The sequence below is a fragment of the Actinomycetospora succinea genome (assembly GCF_004363095.1).
Taxonomy (GTDB): Bacteria; Actinomycetota; Actinomycetes; order Mycobacteriales; family Pseudonocardiaceae; genus Actinomycetospora; species Actinomycetospora succinea.
Map to the genome: position 1 here is coordinate 71,841 of NZ_SNYO01000016.1, position 17,466 is coordinate 89,306.

14 protein-coding genes, 2 tRNA genes and 1 pseudogene are annotated in these 17,466 nt (G+C 73.1%); 6 read left to right on the forward strand and 11 right to left on the reverse strand.

Translation table 11 applies throughout. From position 1 onward, the window contains the following. Window positions 1-3: 3 nt before the first annotated feature. The 4 genes from nrfD to EV188_RS30880 form a co-directional block, all read right to left on the reverse strand. Window positions 4-1,044, reverse strand: a complete 1,041-nt coding sequence (nrfD, locus tag EV188_RS30860; protein WP_243742126.1) for an NrfD/PsrC family molybdoenzyme membrane anchor subunit — start codon at window positions 1,042-1,044, stop codon at window positions 4-6. Then, window positions 1,041-2,084: a 4Fe-4S dicluster domain-containing protein gene (locus EV188_RS30865; protein ID WP_133830178.1), complete on the reverse strand. Its 1,044-nt coding sequence runs from the start codon at window positions 2,082-2,084 to the stop codon at window positions 1,041-1,043. The genes nrfD and EV188_RS30865 overlap by 4 nt, the downstream gene beginning before the upstream one ends. Next, window positions 2,081-5,353, reverse strand: coding sequence for a formate dehydrogenase (fdh, locus tag EV188_RS30870; RefSeq protein ID WP_243742127.1), 3,273 nt, complete (start codon window positions 5,351-5,353; stop codon window positions 2,081-2,083). Before fdh ends, EV188_RS30865 begins: the two co-directional genes overlap by 4 nt. Before the next feature lie 76 nt (window positions 5,354-5,429). Next, a tRNA-Sec gene (locus EV188_RS30880) sits at window positions 5,430-5,525 on the reverse strand. Window positions 5,526-5,608: 83 nt separating this feature from the next. On the opposite strand from EV188_RS30880, the gene EV188_RS30885 reads away from it, so the two are divergent. Continuing rightward, complete coding sequence (locus EV188_RS30885; protein ID WP_133830181.1) at window positions 5,609-7,120, forward strand: GntT/GntP/DsdX family permease; 1,512 nt, start codon at window positions 5,609-5,611, stop codon at window positions 7,118-7,120. Next, the gene (locus EV188_RS30890; RefSeq protein ID WP_133830182.1) at window positions 7,117-8,634 is read left to right on the forward strand and encodes a gluconokinase; all 1,518 of its coding nucleotides are present in this window, start codon (window positions 7,117-7,119) and stop codon (window positions 8,632-8,634) included. Before EV188_RS30885 ends, EV188_RS30890 begins: the two co-directional genes overlap by 4 nt. Here EV188_RS30890 and EV188_RS30895 read toward each other — a convergent pair. The 4 genes and pseudogenes from EV188_RS30895 to EV188_RS30910 all read right to left on the reverse strand — a co-directional run bounded on the left by EV188_RS30895 (window position 8,580) and on the right by EV188_RS30910 (window position 11,613). Beyond that, window positions 8,580-9,998: a WS/DGAT/MGAT family O-acyltransferase gene (locus EV188_RS30895; protein WP_424922968.1), complete on the reverse strand. Its 1,419-nt coding sequence runs from the start codon at window positions 9,996-9,998 to the stop codon at window positions 8,580-8,582. The two genes, EV188_RS30890 and EV188_RS30895, sit on opposite strands and share 55 nt — an antisense overlap. Before the next feature lie 90 nt (window positions 9,999-10,088). Continuing rightward, window positions 10,089-10,427, reverse strand: a complete 339-nt coding sequence (locus EV188_RS30900) for an ArsR/SmtB family transcription factor (protein ID WP_133830183.1) — start codon at window positions 10,425-10,427, stop codon at window positions 10,089-10,091. A 71-nt stretch (window positions 10,428-10,498) separates the two neighbouring features. Continuing rightward, window positions 10,499-11,017 (reverse strand): annotated as a pseudogene (locus EV188_RS32865) (putative glycolipid-binding domain-containing protein); the annotation flags it as partial. A gap of 41 nt (window positions 11,018-11,058) precedes the next feature. Continuing rightward, a complete protein-coding gene (locus EV188_RS30910) occupies window positions 11,059-11,613 on the reverse strand; it encodes a TetR/AcrR family transcriptional regulator (RefSeq protein ID WP_133830184.1) in 555 nt (184 codons plus the stop codon). Between the two features lie 24 nt (window positions 11,614-11,637). Here EV188_RS30910 and EV188_RS30915 point away from each other — a divergent pair, with 24 nt between their 5' ends. Together EV188_RS30915 and EV188_RS30920 are read left to right on the forward strand one after the other, a co-directional pair. Then, entirely contained in the window at window positions 11,638-12,471 is an 834-nt protein-coding gene (locus tag EV188_RS30915; protein ID WP_133830185.1) for an alpha/beta fold hydrolase, read from the forward strand. A 159-nt stretch (window positions 12,472-12,630) separates the two neighbouring features. Beyond that, complete coding sequence (locus tag EV188_RS30920) at window positions 12,631-13,248, forward strand: class I SAM-dependent methyltransferase (protein WP_133830186.1); 618 nt, start codon at window positions 12,631-12,633, stop codon at window positions 13,246-13,248. On the opposite strand, the gene EV188_RS30925 is transcribed toward EV188_RS30920, so the two are convergent. Continuing rightward, window positions 13,249-13,638: a tautomerase family protein gene (locus EV188_RS30925; RefSeq protein WP_133830187.1), complete on the reverse strand. Its 390-nt coding sequence runs from the start codon at window positions 13,636-13,638 to the stop codon at window positions 13,249-13,251. It abuts the gene before it with no gap. Window positions 13,639-13,693: 55 nt separating this feature from the next. Between EV188_RS30925 and EV188_RS30930 the strand changes: the two genes are divergently transcribed. Then, window positions 13,694-14,140 carry a winged helix-turn-helix transcriptional regulator gene (locus EV188_RS30930; protein WP_133830188.1) on the forward strand — a complete coding sequence of 149 codons (447 nt, stop codon included), beginning with the start codon at window positions 13,694-13,696 and terminating at the stop codon, window positions 14,138-14,140. 4 nt (window positions 14,141-14,144) lie between these two features. Here the strand turns inward: EV188_RS30930 and EV188_RS30935 are convergent, their stop codons facing one another. Then, a complete protein-coding gene (locus EV188_RS30935) occupies window positions 14,145-14,702 on the reverse strand; it encodes a hypothetical protein (protein WP_133830189.1) in 558 nt (185 codons plus the stop codon). A gap of 72 nt (window positions 14,703-14,774) precedes the next feature. Further along, window positions 14,775-14,847 (reverse strand) — tRNA-Arg (locus tag EV188_RS30940). 59 nt (window positions 14,848-14,906) lie between these two features. On the opposite strand from EV188_RS30940, the gene EV188_RS30945 reads away from it, so the two are divergent. Beyond that, entirely contained in the window at window positions 14,907-17,000 is a 2,094-nt protein-coding gene (locus EV188_RS30945; protein WP_243742128.1) for a bifunctional copper resistance protein CopD/cytochrome c oxidase assembly protein, read from the forward strand. Window positions 17,001-17,466 lie beyond the last annotated feature (466 nt).

Here is a 17,466-nt window from a genome sequence, read left to right on the forward strand (position 1 = left end):
GGTTCAGGCGAACGCGCGGTCCGGCGGCGTCGTCGAGGTCTCCGTGCTCGCCTGCCGCCGCGCGATGCGCTCGCGCTGCGGCACGACGATGTGGGCGGGGTCGTTCGCCGACGCGATGCCCGCGTCGAACACCCCGAAGCGGGTCAGCGCCGAGCCCGCCATCAGCGCCAGGCCCGACAGCGCCGCCGACCAGCGACGATGCCGGCCCACCAGCGCGCCGAGGGCTCCGGCCACGAGGCAGGTCTTCGACGCCGTCATCAGCGTCTTCGCCCGGCCCTTCTCGTAGACGTCGGCGAGCAGGCCGAGGTCGTGCTCCATCTTCTTCTCGGTCGCGAGCTCGGTGCACGCCCCCGCGATGGCGAGACGCTGCGCCGGGGCGTTGTCGCGCACCGAGGCGAACACCAGGCCGAACCCCCCGCCGGCCGCGGCGGCGCTCGAGCCGAACAGCACCGGCAGGTGGCGGTGCGCCTCGTGCCACGTCGGCACCGCGGTGTTGGAGAACAGCACGGCGGTGTAGGTCGCGAGCGCCGGCCCGAACGCCGCGGCCGCGACACCGGTGACGTCGCCGGTGCGCCGGAACCGGCCGGTGACCTCGGTCGCGGCCGTCGCCGCGGCGAACGTCGCGAACGGCGAGAGGATCCAGGTGCCCACCGACAGCGGCGAGGTCGGCTTGAACACCCGCAGCATGTGGAGGAACCGTGCCGGGCGGTGCAGGTCGTGCACCAGGAACACGGTGCCGCCCACCGCTCCGACGGCGGCCCCGAGCCGACCGGCCCGGCGCAGCGTCGGACGGCCGGTGGCGGCGGCCATCGCACCGAGCACCGACGACGACCCCGCGAGCCCGCCGAGGAACAGGTACAGCGGGACGTCCGGGTTCTTCCACACCGGCGCCTTGATGATCGGGCGGCCGTAGTACGAGCGGAACTCGGCCTCGGGGACCTGGAGCTGCTCGCCCTTGCCGCCGCGTCGACCCCGCCGGGGCTTCACCGCGTCGTGGTCGACCCGCCCGCGCTCGGGCATCTCCGCCGGGTTCGCGTCCGTCACTTCCGCCGACCTCCTCCGGTGAAGAACGCTGCGACGATCGCCGCACCGAGGCCCGCCGCGGTCAGCGCCGCGTTGCGCCACATCTCGGGCAGGTCGCGGGTGGTGACGATCGGGTCCGGCGGCAGGCCGTAGACCTCCGGCTCGTCGAGCAGCAGGAAGAACGCCCCGTCGCCACCGACACCGTCGTCGGGGTCGCGCCCGTAGAGCCGCGCCTCCTCGACGCCGCGTCCGTGCAGCTCGGCGAGCCGCGCGTCGGCGGCGGCCTGCAGCTCGTCGAGGTCGCCGAACTGGATGGAGTTCGTCGGGCAGGCCTTGGCGCACGCCGGCTCGAGGCCCGCGCCGAGGCGGTCGTAGCACAGCGTGCACTTGTGGGCGCCGCCGTCGGACTCGCGCACGTCGATGACGCCGTACGGGCACGACGGCACGCAGTACCCGCACCCGTTGCAGATGTCGTCCTGCACGACGACCGTGCCGTACTCGGTGCGGAAGAGCGCCCCGGTCGGGCACACGTCCAGGCAGCCGGCGTGCGTGCAGTGCTTGCAGACGTCGGACGACATGAGCCAGCGGACGTCGCGCTCGTCGTCCGGGGTCTGCTGGCCGTGGGCGCCGCCGTCGGGCAGCAGCGCGAGCAGGTCGACGGTGCCCCCGTCCGGCGGCGCGGTGGCGGCATCCCGGGGCGGGGTGCCGCCGAGAGCGGGCAGGCCCGACGGCAGGTGGCCTGTCGTCGCCGTCCCGTGCGGCCGGACGTCCTCGATGAAGGCGACGTGCCGCCAGGTCGAGGCGCCGAGGTCACCGGTGTTGTCGTACGACATCCCGGTGAGGCCGTAGAGCCCGGAGGCGTCGGTGCCGTCGTCGGGCACCAGGTTCCACTCCTTGCACGCCACCTCGCAGGCCTTGCAGCCGATGCACACCGAGGTGTCGGTGAAGAAGCCGACGCGCTTCGGGTGGTCGCCCGACCAGCCGGCGTCGGTCGTCGGGTCCGGCAGCGGCCCGGACAGCGAGGTGGCGGCGCCGGAGAAGGCGTCGAAGACGTTCGTCACGTGATGCCTCCCGGCTCCACCCCGGCCTTGCGGCGGTAGGACTCGACGAACTCCAGCAGCGCCGGGCCCCGCGGGCGCCGGCCGGGCTGGATGTCGCAGGTCGCCACCTTCGACTCCTGGATGTGGACGTTGGGGTCCATGACGACACCCAGCAGGTCGTTCGCCGGGTCGCCGGTCGAGAGCCCGTTGGACCCCCAGTGGTAGGGCAGCCCGATCTGGTGCACGACCCGGTCCCCGATCCGCAGCGGCTTCATCCGCTCGGTGACGAGCACGCGGGCCTCGATCGCCGTGCGCGCCGAGATCAGCGTCGCCCAGCCCAGGTGCTCGAGGTGCCGTTCGGCGGCGAGCGCGGGGGAGACCTCGCAGAAGAACTCCGGCTGGAGCTCGGACAGGTAGCCCAGGAACCGGCTCATGCCGCCCGCGGTGTGGTGCTCGGTGAGCCGGTAGGTCAGGAACGCGTACGGATAGACCTCGCTCTGCGAGGGGTTGATCCGGTTCCAGGCCCGGTCGATGCGCTCGAGCGCCGGGTTGTCCTGCTGCTCGTGCAGCAGGTTCGCCACCGGCGACTCGACGGGCTCGTAGTGGGTCGGCATCGGGCCGTCGGCCAGCCCGGCGGGCGCGTAGAGCCACGCCTTGCCGTCGGTCTGCATGATGAACGCGTCGGTGCCGGACAGCGCGTCCTGCCGCGTGGCGCCGTCCTCCGGGACGTAGGTCGGCGGCTTGGTCGCCTCGACGTCCGGGATGTCGTGGCCGGTCCACGTCCCCTGCTCGGCGTCCCACCAGACGTAGGCCTTGCGCTCGCTCCACGGCTTGCCGTCGGCGTCGGCCGAGGCGCGGTTGTAGAGCGTGCGGCGGTTCGCCGGCCACGCCCAGCCCCACTCGGCGGCGACCCAGTCCTGCTCGGTGCCGGGCTTGCGCCGGTCGGCCTGGTTCACGCCGTCCTTGTAGACGCCGGTGTAGATCCAGCAGCCCGCGGTGGTCGACCCGTCGGCCTTGAGCTCGGTGTAGCTCGCGAGGTGGTTCCCGTCGGCGTCGTAGCCGTTGATCTCGGCGAGCACCGCCTCCGGGTCCGGCTCCTCGTGCACGCCGAACGTCGGGTAGTCCCAGGTCAGGTCGAGGATCGGACGGTCGCGGTCGTCGGTCGAGCCGGCCAGCTTCTCCCGGATCCTCTTGCCGAGGTGGAAGTAGAAATGCAGCTCGGACCGCGCGTCGGCGGGCGGGTGCACCGCCTCCCGGCGCCACTGCAGCAGCCGCTGGGTGTTGGTGAACGTGCCGGCCTTCTCCGTGTGGTTCGCGCACGGGAGGAAGAAGACCTCGGTGCCGATGTCCTCGGTCCGCAGCTCGCCGGTCTCGATCTCGGGCCCGTCCTTCCAGAACGTGGCCGTCTCGATCATCTGCATGTCGCGGACCACGAGCCAGTCGAGGTTCGCCAGGCCGAGGCGCTGCATCTTGCCGTTGGCGTGCCCGACCGCCGGGTTCTCGCCGACGACGAAGTAGCCGTACGTCTTCCTGTCGATCTGGTCGCGGACGATGCCGTACGTGCCGTGGTCGCCGGTGAGGCGCGGCAGGTAGTCGAACGCGAAGTCGTTCTCGGCGGTCGCGGCGTCGCCCCACCAGGCCTTGAGCAGGCTCACCAGGTAGGTGTCCATGTTGCCCCAGAAGCCGGTCTTCGCCGCGTCGGCGTCGAGGAAGCTCCGCAGGTCCTCGTGCAGGTGGGCGTTCGGCATGGGGATGTAGCCGGGCAGCAGGTCGTAGAGCGTCGGGATGTCGGTCGACCCCTGGATCGACGCGTGCCCGCGCAGCGCCAGGATGCCGCCGCCGGGACGCCCCATGTTGCCGAGCAGCGTCTGCAGGATCGCCGCGCCGCGGATGTACTGCGCGCCGACGCTGTGGTGCGTCCAGCCCACCGAGTAGACCCACGCCGTCGTGCGGTCGCGCGTCGAGTTCTCGGTGATGGCGCGGGCCACGGCGAGGAACTCGTCGACGCCCATGCCGCACACCTGCGAGACGGCCTCGGGCGTGTAGCGCGCGTAGTGGCGCTTGAGCACCTGGTAGACGCAGCGCGGGTGCTGCAGGGTCTCGTCGCGCCGCGGTGACCCGGTCGCGTGCGCGGCGTCACCGGCGCCGCCCGCCGTGTCCGAGCCGATCGCCGCGTGGTGCTCGCGCTGCCGGCCCTGCTCGCTCTGGTTGGTCTCGTCCCGGAGCTCGGGCTCCCAGTGGTCCCGCATCCCCGCGGCCGGCGCCTCGTAGTCGACGCCCTCGAGCTGCCAGCTGATCGGGTCGTAGCGCCCGGTCTCGGCGTTGTAGCCCGAGAAGATGCCGGCCATGTCCTCGGTGTCGACGAAGTCCTCACCGACGATCTCCGCGGCGTTCGTGAACGTCGTGACGTACTCGCGGAAGTCCTTGCCCTCGCTGAGCACGTAGTTGATCAGACCGCCGAGGAACGCGATGTCGGCGCCCGCGCGGAAGGGCACGTGCAGGTCGGCCACCGCCGACGTGCGCGTGAAGCGCGGGTCGACGTGGATGATCGTGGCGCCGCGCGCCTTCGCCTCCATCACCCACTGGAAGCCCACGGGGTGGGCCTCCGCCATGTTGGAGCCCTCGATGACGATGCAGTCGGAGTGCTGCAGGTCCTGCTGGAAGTTCGAGGCCCCTCCGCGGCCGAAGCTGGTCCCCAGACCGGGGACGGTGGCGCTGTGTCAAATGCGCGCCTGGTTCTCCACCTGGATCGCGCCGAGCGCCATGAACAGCTTCTTGATGAGGTAGTTCTCCTCGTTGTCCAGCGTCGCCCCGCCGAGGCTCGAGAAGCCCAGCGTGCGTCGCAGGACGCGGCCCTCGTCGTCGGTGTCCTGCCATCCGCGCCGGCGCGCGTCGATGACCCGGTCGGCGATCATGTCGAGCGCCGTGTCGAGGTCGAGGTCCTCCCACTCGGTGCCGTGCGGACGCCGGTACTTCACGGTCGTCACGCGCGACGGCGAGGTGACCAGCGACGTCGACGCCGAGCCCTTCGGGCAGAGCCGCCCGCGGGAGACGGGGGAGTCGGGGTCGCCCTCGATCTGGGTGACGCGCCCGTCGCGGACGTAGACGTTCTGGCCGCAGCCGACGGCGCAGTAGGGGCAGATCGACTTGACGACCTCGTCGGCGTCCGCGGTCCGCGGTCCGAGGGCCTGCGTGCGCGGGCTCTGCACGGCGGCACCGCGCCCGAGCGGATCCGGTCCGGTGGCCTGCCGGAAGATCGGCCACTCACCGAGCCAGGTGCGCACACCCATGCAGGCTCTCCTCGCGACGTGGTGGTTCTCGCCCTCGGGCACGGCGTCTGGACCCGGGGAGGTGTGGCAGTGCTTGTGGCGGAGGCGGACGGGAATCGAACCCGCCTGGCCGAGATACCCGGCCACTACGGTGTTGAAGACCGCGGGGGCCACCAGGCACCCTGACGCCTCCGCCCGGCAGCCTAGGTCGGGGTCCCCGGCCACGCAGTGCCGGGCAGGTTCGAGCGATCACCCTCCCGGGGAACAGAACCGCTCATGTGGACCGCGAGCGACACCCGGCTGGTCGTGACGGCGGCGGCCGTCGTGGTGCTGGTGATCGTGCTGATCACCTCGCGATTGCGGCTGCACGCCTTCCCCGCGCTGATGGTCGGCTCGCTGCTGCTCGGGCTCGCCGCAGGCCTGGGCCCCGAGAAGACCGTCGAGTCGTTCACCGACGGCGTCGGCGCCACGCTCGGCGACGTCGGCATCGTCCTCGGGCTCGGCACGATGCTCGGCAAGCTGCTCGCCGATTCCGGCGGCGCCGACCTGCTCGCGCGCACGATCCTGGCCCGCTCCGGGCCCCGCGCGCTGCCGTGGGCCGTGGCGGGGCTCGCGATGGTGCTCGGCATCCCGCTGTTCTTCGAGATCGGCGTCGTGCTCGTGCTGCCCGTCGTGTTCGTCGTCGCGGTGCGGATGCTCCCGCCCGGCTCCGACGGACGCGACGAGCAGGGCCGCTCGGCGATCCTGCGCGTCGGCATCCCCGCCCTCGCCGGGCTGTCGGTCCTGCACGCCTTCGTGCCCCCGCACCCCGGCCCGCTCGTCGCCGTCGACGCCCTGGGCGCCGACCTCGGCCTCACCCTGATCGTCGGCCTCGTCCTCGCGATCCCGACCGTCGCCGTCGCCGGCCCGCTCTTCGCGAACTACGCCTCGCGCTGGGCGACGGCCTCGCCGCCGCCGGGCCTCGTGAGCACGTCCGCCGGCGATGCCGAGCGAAGGGCACCCTCGCTCGATACAGCCGACGACGGGGACCCCTCGCCGGAACCCGCGGGCGACGGCTCGTCCCGGCGAGGGGCGCCCCTCGCCGCCTCCACCGAGCGAGGGGGCCCTTCGCTCGACGAGGACCGCACCCCCGGCCTCGCCGCCACGCTCGTCACGATCCTGCTGCCGGTCGCCCTGATGCTCCTGCGCACCGTCGCCGACGTCGCGCTCCCCGACGGCGGGCCCAAGAGCGTCGCCGAGTTCGTCGGCGAACCGGTGGTGGCCCTGCTGCTCGCGCTGCTCCTGGCGCTGTGGACCTTCGGGTTCCGCCGCGGCCTGTCGGGCTCCGAGGTGTCGTCGCTCGCCGCCGCCGGCCTCGTCCCCGCCGCCTCGATCCTGCTGATCATCGGCGCCGGTGGCGGGTTCAAGCAGGTGCTCATCGACTCGGGCATCGGCGACGCGCTGGCCAAGGCGGCCGCCGGCCTCGGCATCCCGGTGCTGCTGCTCGCCTGGTTCGTCGCCGTCGTCATCCGGCTCGCCACCGGGTCGGCGACCGTCGCCACGGTGACCGCCGCCGGCATCGTCACCCCGATCCTCGCCGTCGACCCGGGCGTCAACCCGGTGCTCGTGGTGCTCGCCATCGGCGCCGGCTCGGTGTTCTTCTCGCACGTCAACGACGCCGGGTTCTGGCTGGTCCGCGAGTACTTCGGCATGTCGGTGCGCGACACGTTCCGGACCTGGTCGGTGATGGAGACGATCGTCTCGGTGGTCGGGCTGATCATGGTGCTGCTCGCGAGCCTGGTCCTGTGACCCCGGATCTCGTCGTCGGCGTCGACATCGGCACCACGGCCACCAAGGCCGTCGCGTTCTCGGTCGACGGCGACGACCACGGGCACGGCGAGGCGCCCCACCACCTCGACGAGCCCGAGCCCGGCGCCGCCGTCCAGGACCCGGAGGCGCTGTACGAGGCCGTCGGCGACGCCGTCCGCGACGCCGTCGCCGGCCTCGACCCCGCCCGCGTCGCGGCCTTGTCCTTCAGCTCCGCGATGCACGGTCTGCTCGCTCTCGACGCCGGCGGCGACCCGATCTCCCCGCTCGTGACCTGGGCCGACAGCCGTGCGAGCGACGTCGCCCGCGAGCTCCGGGCCCGCGACGGCGCGCTCGCCCTGCACCAGCGCACCGGGACGCCCGTCCACCCGATGAGCCCGCTGGTCAAGCTCGCCTGGCTGCGCCGCGCCCGCCCGAGCCTGCACGCCGCCGCGCGCACCTGGGGCGGGATCAAGGAGTTCGTGCTGGCCCGCGCCACCGGCGCCCGCGTCGCCGACACCTCGTGCGCCTCGGGCTCCGGCCTGCTCGACGTCGCGACGGGCACCTGGGACCCCGAGGCCCTCGACATCGCCGGCATCACCGCCGACGCGCTGGGCGAGCCGGTCGCCCCGAACGCTGTCGTCGGGCGCCTGCGCGACCCCGACTGGGGCCTCCCCACCGGCGTCCCCGTCGTCGCCGGGGGAGGTGACGGGCCGCTCGCGAACCTCGGCGTCGGCGCCGTCCGGCCGGGCGTCGCCGCGTGCTCCGTCGGGACCAGCGGGGCCCTGCGCGTCACCGTCGAACGGCCCGCCGTCGACCCCCGCGGCCGCGTCTTCTGCTACGGCCTCGCCGACGAGCGCTGGGTCGTCGGCGGGGCGATCACCAACGGCGGCCTCGTGCTCGACTGGGCCCACGAGACGCTCGGGCGCGACGTCGAGGAGCTGCTCGCGGCGGCCGGCGAGGTCCCGGCGGGCGCCGACGGCCTGGTCGCCCTGCCCCACCTGCTGCCCGAGCGCGCCCCGCACTGGGACCTCGGCGGCGCGGCCGCGCTCGTCGGCCTGCACCGGCGGCACACGGCCGGGCACGTCACGCGCGCCCTGCTCGAGGGCGTCTGCCTGCAGCTGCGCCTGGTCCTCGACGCGATGGGCGAGGCCGACCTCGCCGTGCACGAGGTGCGCGCCACCGGCGGGTTCGCCCGCAGCCCGCTCTGGCGCCAGGTGCTCACCGACGCCCTCGACCTGCCCGTCGGCTTCCCGACCGTCGACCAGGGCTCGGCGTTCGGGGCCGCGCTGCTCGGCATGCAGGGCGTCGGCCTGCTGCCGCCGGGCCCCGATGCGCTGGTCGCCGCCGCCGAGCGGATCCCCCTCGGCGAGACCCTGCGGCCGGGCCCCGACGCCGCGCGCTACGCCGCGCGGCTACCGCTGTTCGAGCAGGTGCACGACCTCACCCGGACGCTGAGCGATCAGGCATCCGCGTCCGCCACGGCCTCCAGCTCCACCAGCGCGTCCTCGAGGTAGCCCAGCAGGTGCTGCAGGTGCGGCACCGCGCGGCGGTCGCCGGTCACGCCGATCTCCATGCTGTCCGCGTAGGACATCACGGTGATGTTGAGGGCCTGCCCGTCGAGCGGCACCGAGATCGGGTAGATGCCGTCGAGCTTGGCGCCCTCCCAGTACAGCGGGTCCTTCGGGCCGGGCACGTTCGAGATGATCAGGTTGAAGCCCTGGTTGATCGCCGACGCGCCCGGCACCAGGCCCATGCCGATCGGGGCGGCGACGACGGCCGAGAGCGCGGCGATCGTCATCGGGTCGCGGCCCTGGAGGTTCTCCTTCGCCGCGAGCCCGGACTGGCGGATCTTCTTCAGCCGCTCGGCGGGGTCGGGCTCGTTCGTCGCCAGGTTGACCAGGATCGCGCCGAGCGCGTTGCCCGAGCCCGAGTCCTCGAGCGCGACGGGCAGGGCGGCCACGAGCGGCTTGTCGGGCAGGCCCTCGTGCGCCTCGAGGTAGCGCCGCAGCGCGCCGGCGCTCATCGCGAGCATGACGTCGTTGACCGTCGTGCCGGTGCGCTCGCGGACCCGCTGGATCCGCTTGAGCGGCCAGGACTGGGCGGCGAAGCGCCGGGCGCCGGTGATCGGGACGTTGAGCATGGTCGGCGGCGCCTCGAACGGGAGGGCCAGCTCGTGCTCGACGAGGCCGCGGTAGGCCGACGAGACGAGCGCCGGCCCGACGTTCAGCGACTGCCCGACGCCCTCGGCGAACGTGCCCGCGGTGCGCAGGGCGCCGCCGACGTACTCGCGCGTCGAGCCGAGCCACCCCGTCGGCGCGGGCGCCTTCTCGCCGACCGGACGGCTGGTGCGCCCCGGGCGGGGGTCGACGGCCCAGAACGGCGCCATGTCGCGACGGTCGGGGTCGGTGCTCAGCGCCTTCTCGAGGTGCTTCATCGCGCGCACCCCGTCCATCATCGCGTGGTGGATTTTGCTGTAGACCGCGAAGCGGTCGCCCTCCACGCCTTCGATGAGGTGGAACTCCCACAGCGGACGGTGCCGGTCGAGCAGGCTGCCGTGCAGCCGGGACACGAGCTCGAGCAGCTCGCGGATACGGCCCGGACGCGGCAGGGCGGAGAGCCGCACGTGGTACTCGATGTCGACGTCGTCGTCGGTCGTCCAGGCCCACTGGCCGAGCGTGGAGACGCCGCGCATCGCCCGTCGGCGGAACAGCGGCGCGATCTCGACGTCACCGGAGACGAGCTGACGGTGCAGGTCCGCGAGGTAGTCGGGACCCGCGCCCTCGGGGCGGTCGAAGAGCATGAGCGACCCGACGTGGGTCGGCCGCTCCCGCGACTCCGCCAGCAGGAACATCGCGTCCCGGAACGACATCGTCGCCACTTCGGTTCCCTCCCGACCCCTTGCACGCTCCGCCGAACGTGTCGGCCGTCAGTGTGACCTACTCGTCGGTCACTGTCGCGGGAGCCGCCGTCACCGGTCCTCCTCGCGGCGGGCGCGCTTGCCGCGCGCGATCTCGGTGCCGAGCGCGTCGAGCCGCTGCTCCCAGAAGTGCCGGAACGGCGCGAGCCACCCGTCCACCTCGCGCAGCCCGCCCGCGTCGACGGAGTACAGCCGCCGCGTGCCCTCCGCGCGCACCGACGCCAGCCCGTTCTCGCGCAGGACCCGCAGGTGCTGCGACACCCCGGGCTGCGAGATGCCGAATTCCTCGCGGATGTGCTCGACGACGGCGCCCGACGCCAGCTCGCCGTCGGCCAGGAGCTCGAGGATCCGCCGGCGGACGGGGTCGCCGAGCACGTCCATCGCGTGCACGTCGCCGACGATATCAGCGACGGCTGATAGAAGACCCCTACGCGAAGCGCCGGGCGATGCCCGGGGTAGTCGAGCACCAGGCCCGCGTCGTCGTAGACGAGGACGGTCGAGAAGTCGCCCTCCGAGGTGTAGGCGAAGCGGTGGTAGTCGAGCCGGCGGTAGGTCTGGTCGAGCCGGACCACCGAGAGATCGAGGGCGAGGACATAGACCGCGGAGGCCGTGACGACCTCACCGACCGGCAGCGCCATGCGGTGCACCGGCAGCGTGTTCGTGCAGGCCGAGGCCTCGATGTCCACGTCCACGAGGCCGTCGAGGTGCGGCGCGGGAACTCCGTCGACCGTCCAGTGGCCGTCCCCGTCCGACGCGATCACGACTTCCCCCGGCCCCGCGACGGTGTCGCTCCACACCCGGGCCGACCGGGTGTGCCAGTGCTCGTCGAGCTCGATCTCGTAGCGCACCGCGTACGGGCGGCCGTCCTCGACGGCCGACGTGTGCCCGCGCAATCGGCCGGGGGAGGGGTAGACGACCTCGAACCCGTCGACGACGTCCACGAACCGCCAGGCGGCGAACGCGGGGAACGGAGCGAGCACGGGGCGAGCCAACCGCGATCCGGACGTTCCGGGCAAGCGGGTCAGTCGTCCCCGACGAGCCCCGCCGCGATCTCCCGCGCCCGGCGGAGGCGGTGCACGTCGCCCTCCAGCCCGCCGCGCACCATCGCCCCCTCGAGCAGCAGGGACAGGTGCTCGGCGAGCACGTCGGCGTCGTCGCGCGGGGCGAGGGCCTCGCGCAGCATCTGCTCGACCTCGGCCTTCTGCGCCGCGACGAGAGCCCGGCCGGGGTCGCCGTCCGGGAGCTCGCCGGCGGCGTTGAGCAGTCCGCAGCCCCGGAAGTCGGCGGCCCTCTCCGCGTGCTCGACGTACGCGTCGAGGACGGCGAGCGCCCGCGCCCCCGGCGCCGTCTCGGTCCGCAGCCGTCGGCGGTACAGCTCGCGGAACTCCTCCTGGCGGCTCTCCAGGTAGGCCGCCACGAGCTCGGCCTTCGAGGCGAAGTTGTTGTAGAGGCTCATCTTGGCCACGCCCGCGTCAGCGGTGATGACGTCGATGCCGGTGCCCGTCACGCCCTGCGCGTAGAAGCGCGCCGACGCCGCCGCCAGCAGCTTGGCGCGGGCCGATCCTCGTGCACTCATAGTAGGTAGACTAGTCTACCCAGCATGAGCTTCCTCGACCGGAACGTCCTCGTCGACGGCGTCCGACTCGCGTACCGCGACCGCGGCGAGGGCGATCCCGTCGTCTTCGTCCACGGCACGCCCTCGTGGTCGCATGAGTGGCGCCACGTCGTCCCCCACGTCGAGGCCGCGGGCCACCGGGTGATCACCTACGACCTCCTGGGCTACGGCGACTCGGAGCGCCCGCTCGACCGCGACACCTCGGTCGGCGCCCAGACCGACCTGCTGCTCGCGCTGCTCGACGAGCTGGGCGTCGAGAACCCGAGCCTGATCACCCACGACATCGGCGGAGCCATCGGCCAGCGCGTCGCCGTCCTGCACCCCGGCACGGTCCGGCGCCTCATGCTCGTCGACACGGTCAGCTACGACTCGTGGCCCTCGGAGACCTGGCGGGAGATCATCCGGACCCGCCTCGACGGCGACGCGAACATGTCGGCGGACGAGTTCGAGGCGATGCTGACCCGCCAGCTGACGATGACCGTCGCCGACGAGGCCGTGATGGCGGGCGACGACCTGCGCGCCTTCCTCGCCCCGCACCGTACGGCGCTCGGCCGCACCTCGTTCTTCGAGCACCAGGTCCGCCACTACGACTCGACCTACACCGAGGAGCTCACCGACCGGCTCGGGACGATCGACGTCCCGGTGCGCATCGTGTGGGGACGCGAGGACCGGTGGCAGCCCGTGTCCTACGCCGAGAAGCTCGCCGCCGACATCCCCGGCGCGTCGCTCGTCGTGCTCGACGACGCCGGGCACTTCCTCATGGAGGACGACCCCGTCCGCCTCACGCGCGAGGTGCTCGACTTCCTCGCGGGGCCGTGACGCTTGCCATTCCGGCAAGAATCCTCGCCGATCGCCCGCGGCTCGGCCACCGTTGCGGCATGACCGACGACGTGTTCTCCCACGAAACGGAGGCCGCCCTGTGCCGGCGGCTGCTCGGCGACCGTGCCCACGGCCTCGACACGCTCGTCCAGGACGCCGGTGAGTGACGACCTCGGCCGCGAGGGCTGGGAGCGGCGCTGGACGCAGGTGCTCGACGGGCACGCGACGGACGTGGACCGGCGTCCGCCGAACCCGACCCTGCTCGCCGAGGCCGCGGACCTCCCGCCCGGCCTCGCCCTCGACGCCGGCGCGGGCCACGGCTCCGAGGCGCTCTGGCTCGCCGTGCAGGGCTGGCGGGTGACGGCGGTCGACTTCTCGGCCACCGCGCTCGCTCGCGGGCGCACCCGGGCCGAGCGCGCGGGCGTCTCCGAGCGCATCGACTGGGTCGAGGGCGACCTCGGGACCTGGACCCCGCCTCCGGGCCGCTTCGACCTCGTGACCTGCCTCTACGTCCACGTCGCCGGGTCGGCGCCCGACATGGTGCGGCGCCTCGCGGACGGTGTGGCGCCGGGCGGGACCCTCCTGCTCGTCGGCCACCCGGCCGTCGACCCGGAGACCGGCGCCCCGACGCGTGCCGCCGGGCAGACGCAGGTGTCGGTCGACGACGCCCGCGAGGCCCTCGACGCCGGGTCGTGGGAGCTCCTCGTCGCCGAGCACCGCCCGCGGGAGACGGGTGGCGGTGTCGACACCGTCGTCCGGGCGCGGCGCCGGAGCTGATCAGGCGATCGCGCCGGGGTCGGCGCTCGCCTCCGGCAGGACGACGCCGTCCTCGAGCACGTTCGCGCCCGGGACCTCCTGGAGGAAGATCGCGACGTCCTTCGTCGCGTTCCCGGTGATCTCGCACCAGGCGTCCGCGAGCTCGTGCAGCAGGCGGGCGCGGACCTCGGCGGAGCGTCCCTCGCGGATGATCCCCACCATCCGCGGCCCGGAGACCGGCTCGCCGGCCACGAAGATGCTGTTCGGCGGCACCTCGACGAACGAGCAGTGCACGTAGGCGCTCGGCGCGCCGGTGACCTCCGCGTGCACCTTCGTCATCGCCGCCGCGACCTCGGGCTTGTGCTCCAGCGTCGCGTCACCGCTGGGGACCGTGAACTGGTAGAAGGGCATGCCCGGAACGGTAGCGGAGCTGCTCACACTCGAAAAGAGTCCTAGACTCGCCGCCGTGCGACACGACGATCTGGGCGACGTCTACTGCTCCGTCGCGCGGACCTGGTCGGTGATCGGCGAGCGCTGGACGATGATGATCCTGCGGGAGTCCTTCCGCGGGGAGCGGCGCTACGAGCACTTCCGCTCGAAGCTCGGGCTGGGCGCGAACGTGCTCAACGACCGGCTCCGGGTCCTCACGGCCGAGGGCGTGCTCGAGCGCGTGCGCTACCAGGACGCCCCGCCGCGCCACGAGTACCGCCTCACGACCAAGGGCGCGGACCTCTACCCCGTGCTCGTCGCCCTCATGGGCTGGGGCGACAAGTACGAGAACGACGTCCCGCCCGTCCGGCTCGTCCACCGCGGGTGCGGCCACGAGGCCTCCCCGCGGATGACGTGCTCGCACTGCGCGGAGCCCCTGAGCTGGCGGGAGATGTCGGCGGAGTTCGAGCCGGAGGCCTGGTAGCCGGTCACGCCCGGGGTCGCACGAGCAATCCGGCGCCCATCCCCGCGATGCCCAGCGCGCGCACCGCCGCGGCGACGAGTTGCAGCCCCTCCGGCGCGCCCTGGGTGGCGACGACGAGCGTCACCCCGAGCGCCAGGGCGACGCCGGTCCACCGCGGGAGCACGCCGGCGCGCACGACGGCGGCACCGAACCACACACCGGCGATGAACATCAGCACACCGTGGACGGTCATCCAGAGCCCGAGCTGTTCGGAGAGGGTCGCGTAGTCCGGTGTGCCCTCGACGAGGGCGTAGACGACGGTGCCGGTGAAGAACACGTAGGCGTACGCGTACCCGACGGCCGGGATCAGCGCACTGCGGGCGATCCGGGGCCGTTGGACGAGGTAGAGGCCGATGACGATCGGCGGGATGGCGGCCTCGGCCACCAGCGTCAGCCAGAGCTGCCCCGACGAGAAGCCGCCCTGGGCCGCCTCCAGCAGGTCGGAGACGTAGTAGAGGACGGAGAAGAGGACCGCCGACGCCCCGAGCAGGGCGTGGGCTCGGGAACGCTCGATGCTGGCCATCTCGGGCATCGCGACCTCGGCTCGTCGGTGGACCGCCGATCGTCCGCCGCCACGTGGTCGCCGGGCAAGGCGCGCCCCCGGCAGGACTCGAACCTGCAACCGTCGGATTAGAAGGCCGATGCGCTATCCGTTGCGCTACGGGGGCCTCGCGGCAGCCTAGCCCGACCGGACGCCCGCCCCACGAGCGCGACCTACCCTGGTCCCGTGGCCACCACGACCCCACCCCCCGCCGAGGCGCCGGAGACCGCCTCGACCGAGCGGCCGACCTCCACCGGAGGCCTGTTCGCCGCCCAGGTCGGGCCGCTGCTCGCGGTGGCCGCCGTCGTGGCGCTCGCCCTGAGCACGTTGTCGGGGGCGGCGACCTTCGCGCAGCTCGGGCTGCCCGACCCCGGACCCGTCACCGTCTACGCCCTGCCCGTGGTGCGCGCGCTGAGCCAGACGGCCGCCGCCGCGACCATCGGCTTCCTGCTGCTCGCGGCCTTCTTCACCCCGCCGGCGTCGACGGGCTGGCTGTCCGCCGACGGCTACCGGGCGGTGCGGATCGCGTCGTGGGCCGCCGGGACGTGGTCGGTCGCGGCGCTGCTGATGATCCCGCTCAGCGCCGCCGACGCCTACGGTCGCCCGGTCTCGCAGATGCTCGACCTGCGGGTGCTCTCGGTCGCCGTGCCCGGCATCGAGACGACCACCTCGTGGGCGCTCACCGCCGTCTTCGCGCTGGTGGCGCTCGGGGTCACCCGTGTCGTGCTCGGGTGGGGCGCGACCGTCGTCGCGTTCGGCCTGGCCCTGGCGGGCCTGCTCCCGCTCGCCCTGACCGGACACTCCGCCGGGGGCAGCGACCACGACGTCGCCACCAACAGCCTCCTGCTGCACGTGCTCGCGGCGGCCCTCTGGGTCGGCGGCCTCGTCGCGCTCGTGACCCACCTCGTCGCCGGCGGCCGCCACCCGGCGCTCGCCGCCCGGCGGTTCTCCGCGCTCGCGCTCGTCTGCTGGATCGTGCTCGCGCTCTCCGGGGTCATGAACGCCCTGGTCCGGATCACGCCGGCCGACCTCCTGACGAGCACCTACGGGCTCCTCGTGGTCGTCAAGGCGCTCGCCCTCGTGGCGCTCGGGGCGTTCGGCGTCTGGCACCGGCGCCGCACCCTGCCCGCCCTCGCTGCGGGGAGCTCGGGGGCCATCGTGCGCTTCGCGGGACTCGAGGTCCTGCTCATGGCCGCGACCATGGGTGTCGCCGTGGCGCTCGGACGCACGCCGCCGCCGGTGGTGCCCGAGGCCCAGCCGACCCGCATCGAGGCGCTCGTCGGCTACGCGGTCGACCAGCCCTTCACCGCCGCCGGGATCTTCACGCAGTCGCGCTTCGACCTGGTCTTCGGCACCCTCGCGCTCGTCCTCGCCGGGCTCTACCTCGCCGGGGTGCGGCGCCTGCGCCGACGCGGCGACGCCTGGCCCGTGGGGCGCACGCTGTCCTGGCTCGCCGGCTGCCTCGTGCTGCTCGTCGCGACGTCGTCGGGGATCGGCCGCTACGCCCCGGTGATGTTCAGCGTCCACATGGGCCAGCACATGATGCTGAACATGCTGGTCCCGATCCTGCTGGTGCTCGGCGGACCGGTGACGCTCCTGCTGCGCGCCCTGCCCCCGGCCGGCGCCGGCGCTCCGCCCGGGCCCCGCGAATGGGTCCTCTCGGCCGTGCACTCACCCGTCGCCCGGGTGCTGACGCACCCGCTCGTCGCCCTCGCGCTGTTCGTCGGCAGCTTCTACGTCCTGTACTTCTCCGGGATGTTCGCCGTGGCGCTCGAGTCGCACTGGGCGCACCTGGCGATGAACATCCACTTCCTGCTCGTCGGGCTGATCTTCTTCTGGCCGATCGTGGGCATCGACCCCAGCCCCCGGCAGCTGCCGCCCGTGGGCCGTCTCGGCCTGCTGTTCGTCGCGATCCCGCTGCACGCGTTCTTCGGGATCGCGGTGATGACCTCCGCCACGGTGATCGGCTCGGGCTTCTACCAGCAGCTCGAGATGCCGTGGATCGACCGCCTCGCCGACCAGACCGCCGGCGGCGGCCTCGCGTGGGCGACGGGCGAGGTCCCGATGCTCATCGTGCTGATCGCCCTGCTCGTCCAGTGGTCGCGCGCCGACGAGCGGACCGCACGACGTGAGGACCGGCGGGCCGACCGCGACGGCGACCGTGACCTCGAGGCCTACAACGCCATGCTCCGTTCCCTCGCGACGACGGGGCGCCCGGCGCCGCCGGAGGGTGAGACGAGCGCGGACACCAGCGCTGACGTGGGCGAACGCCGGACCTGACCCCGGGTGCTCGGGGCACCCCGGAGCATCGCGTACAGTGGTCATCGCACCCGGGGAACGGACGCGGACAGCGGCCGGCCGGGAGCCGACCGGGGCCCTCGGCCTCGGGTACAGTCGAACACCGGCGATCAGGCCGACGTCCTCCGGGACCGAGCAGATCGCCTCCGCCCGACATCGGGACGGACCGACAGGGACCCCCTGGAATCGGCCGCGAATCGAGTCGGGTACAGTGGTCATCACCGCGAGGAACTCGACCGGAAACGGTCGCGGCGAGACGCGTGTGGTTGTCCTTTGAGAACTCAACAGTGTGCTGAATGTTTTGGTGTGTTTGTCCTCGTCGGCATCGCGTCCCTTTGTGGGTTGTGGTGTCGTGGGGTTTCTTTGAGTCGCCTGACCTTTCATGCCAGTGGGGGTTGGGTGTTTTTGCTGGGACTGTTTGTTCCAATGTTTTTTGTTGGAGAGTTTG

Excerpts from the sequence above, each read along its gene's own strand:
- EV188_RS30885 (WP_133830181.1), top strand. The coding sequence starts at position 5,609 with ATGTGGACCGCGAGCGACACCCGGCTGGTCGTGACGGCGGCGGCCGTC.
- EV188_RS30910 (WP_133830184.1), bottom strand. The coding sequence starts at position 11,613 with ATGAGTGCACGAGGATCGGCCCGCGCCAAGCTGCTGGCGGCGGCGTCG.
- EV188_RS30925 (WP_133830187.1), bottom strand. The coding sequence starts at position 13,638 with ATGCCCTTCTACCAGTTCACGGTCCCCAGCGGTGACGCGACGCTGGAG.
- EV188_RS30915 (WP_133830185.1), top strand. The coding sequence starts at position 11,638 with ATGAGCTTCCTCGACCGGAACGTCCTCGTCGACGGCGTCCGACTCGCG.
- EV188_RS30935 (WP_133830189.1), bottom strand. The coding sequence starts at position 14,702 with ATGGCCAGCATCGAGCGTTCCCGAGCCCACGCCCTGCTCGGGGCGTCG.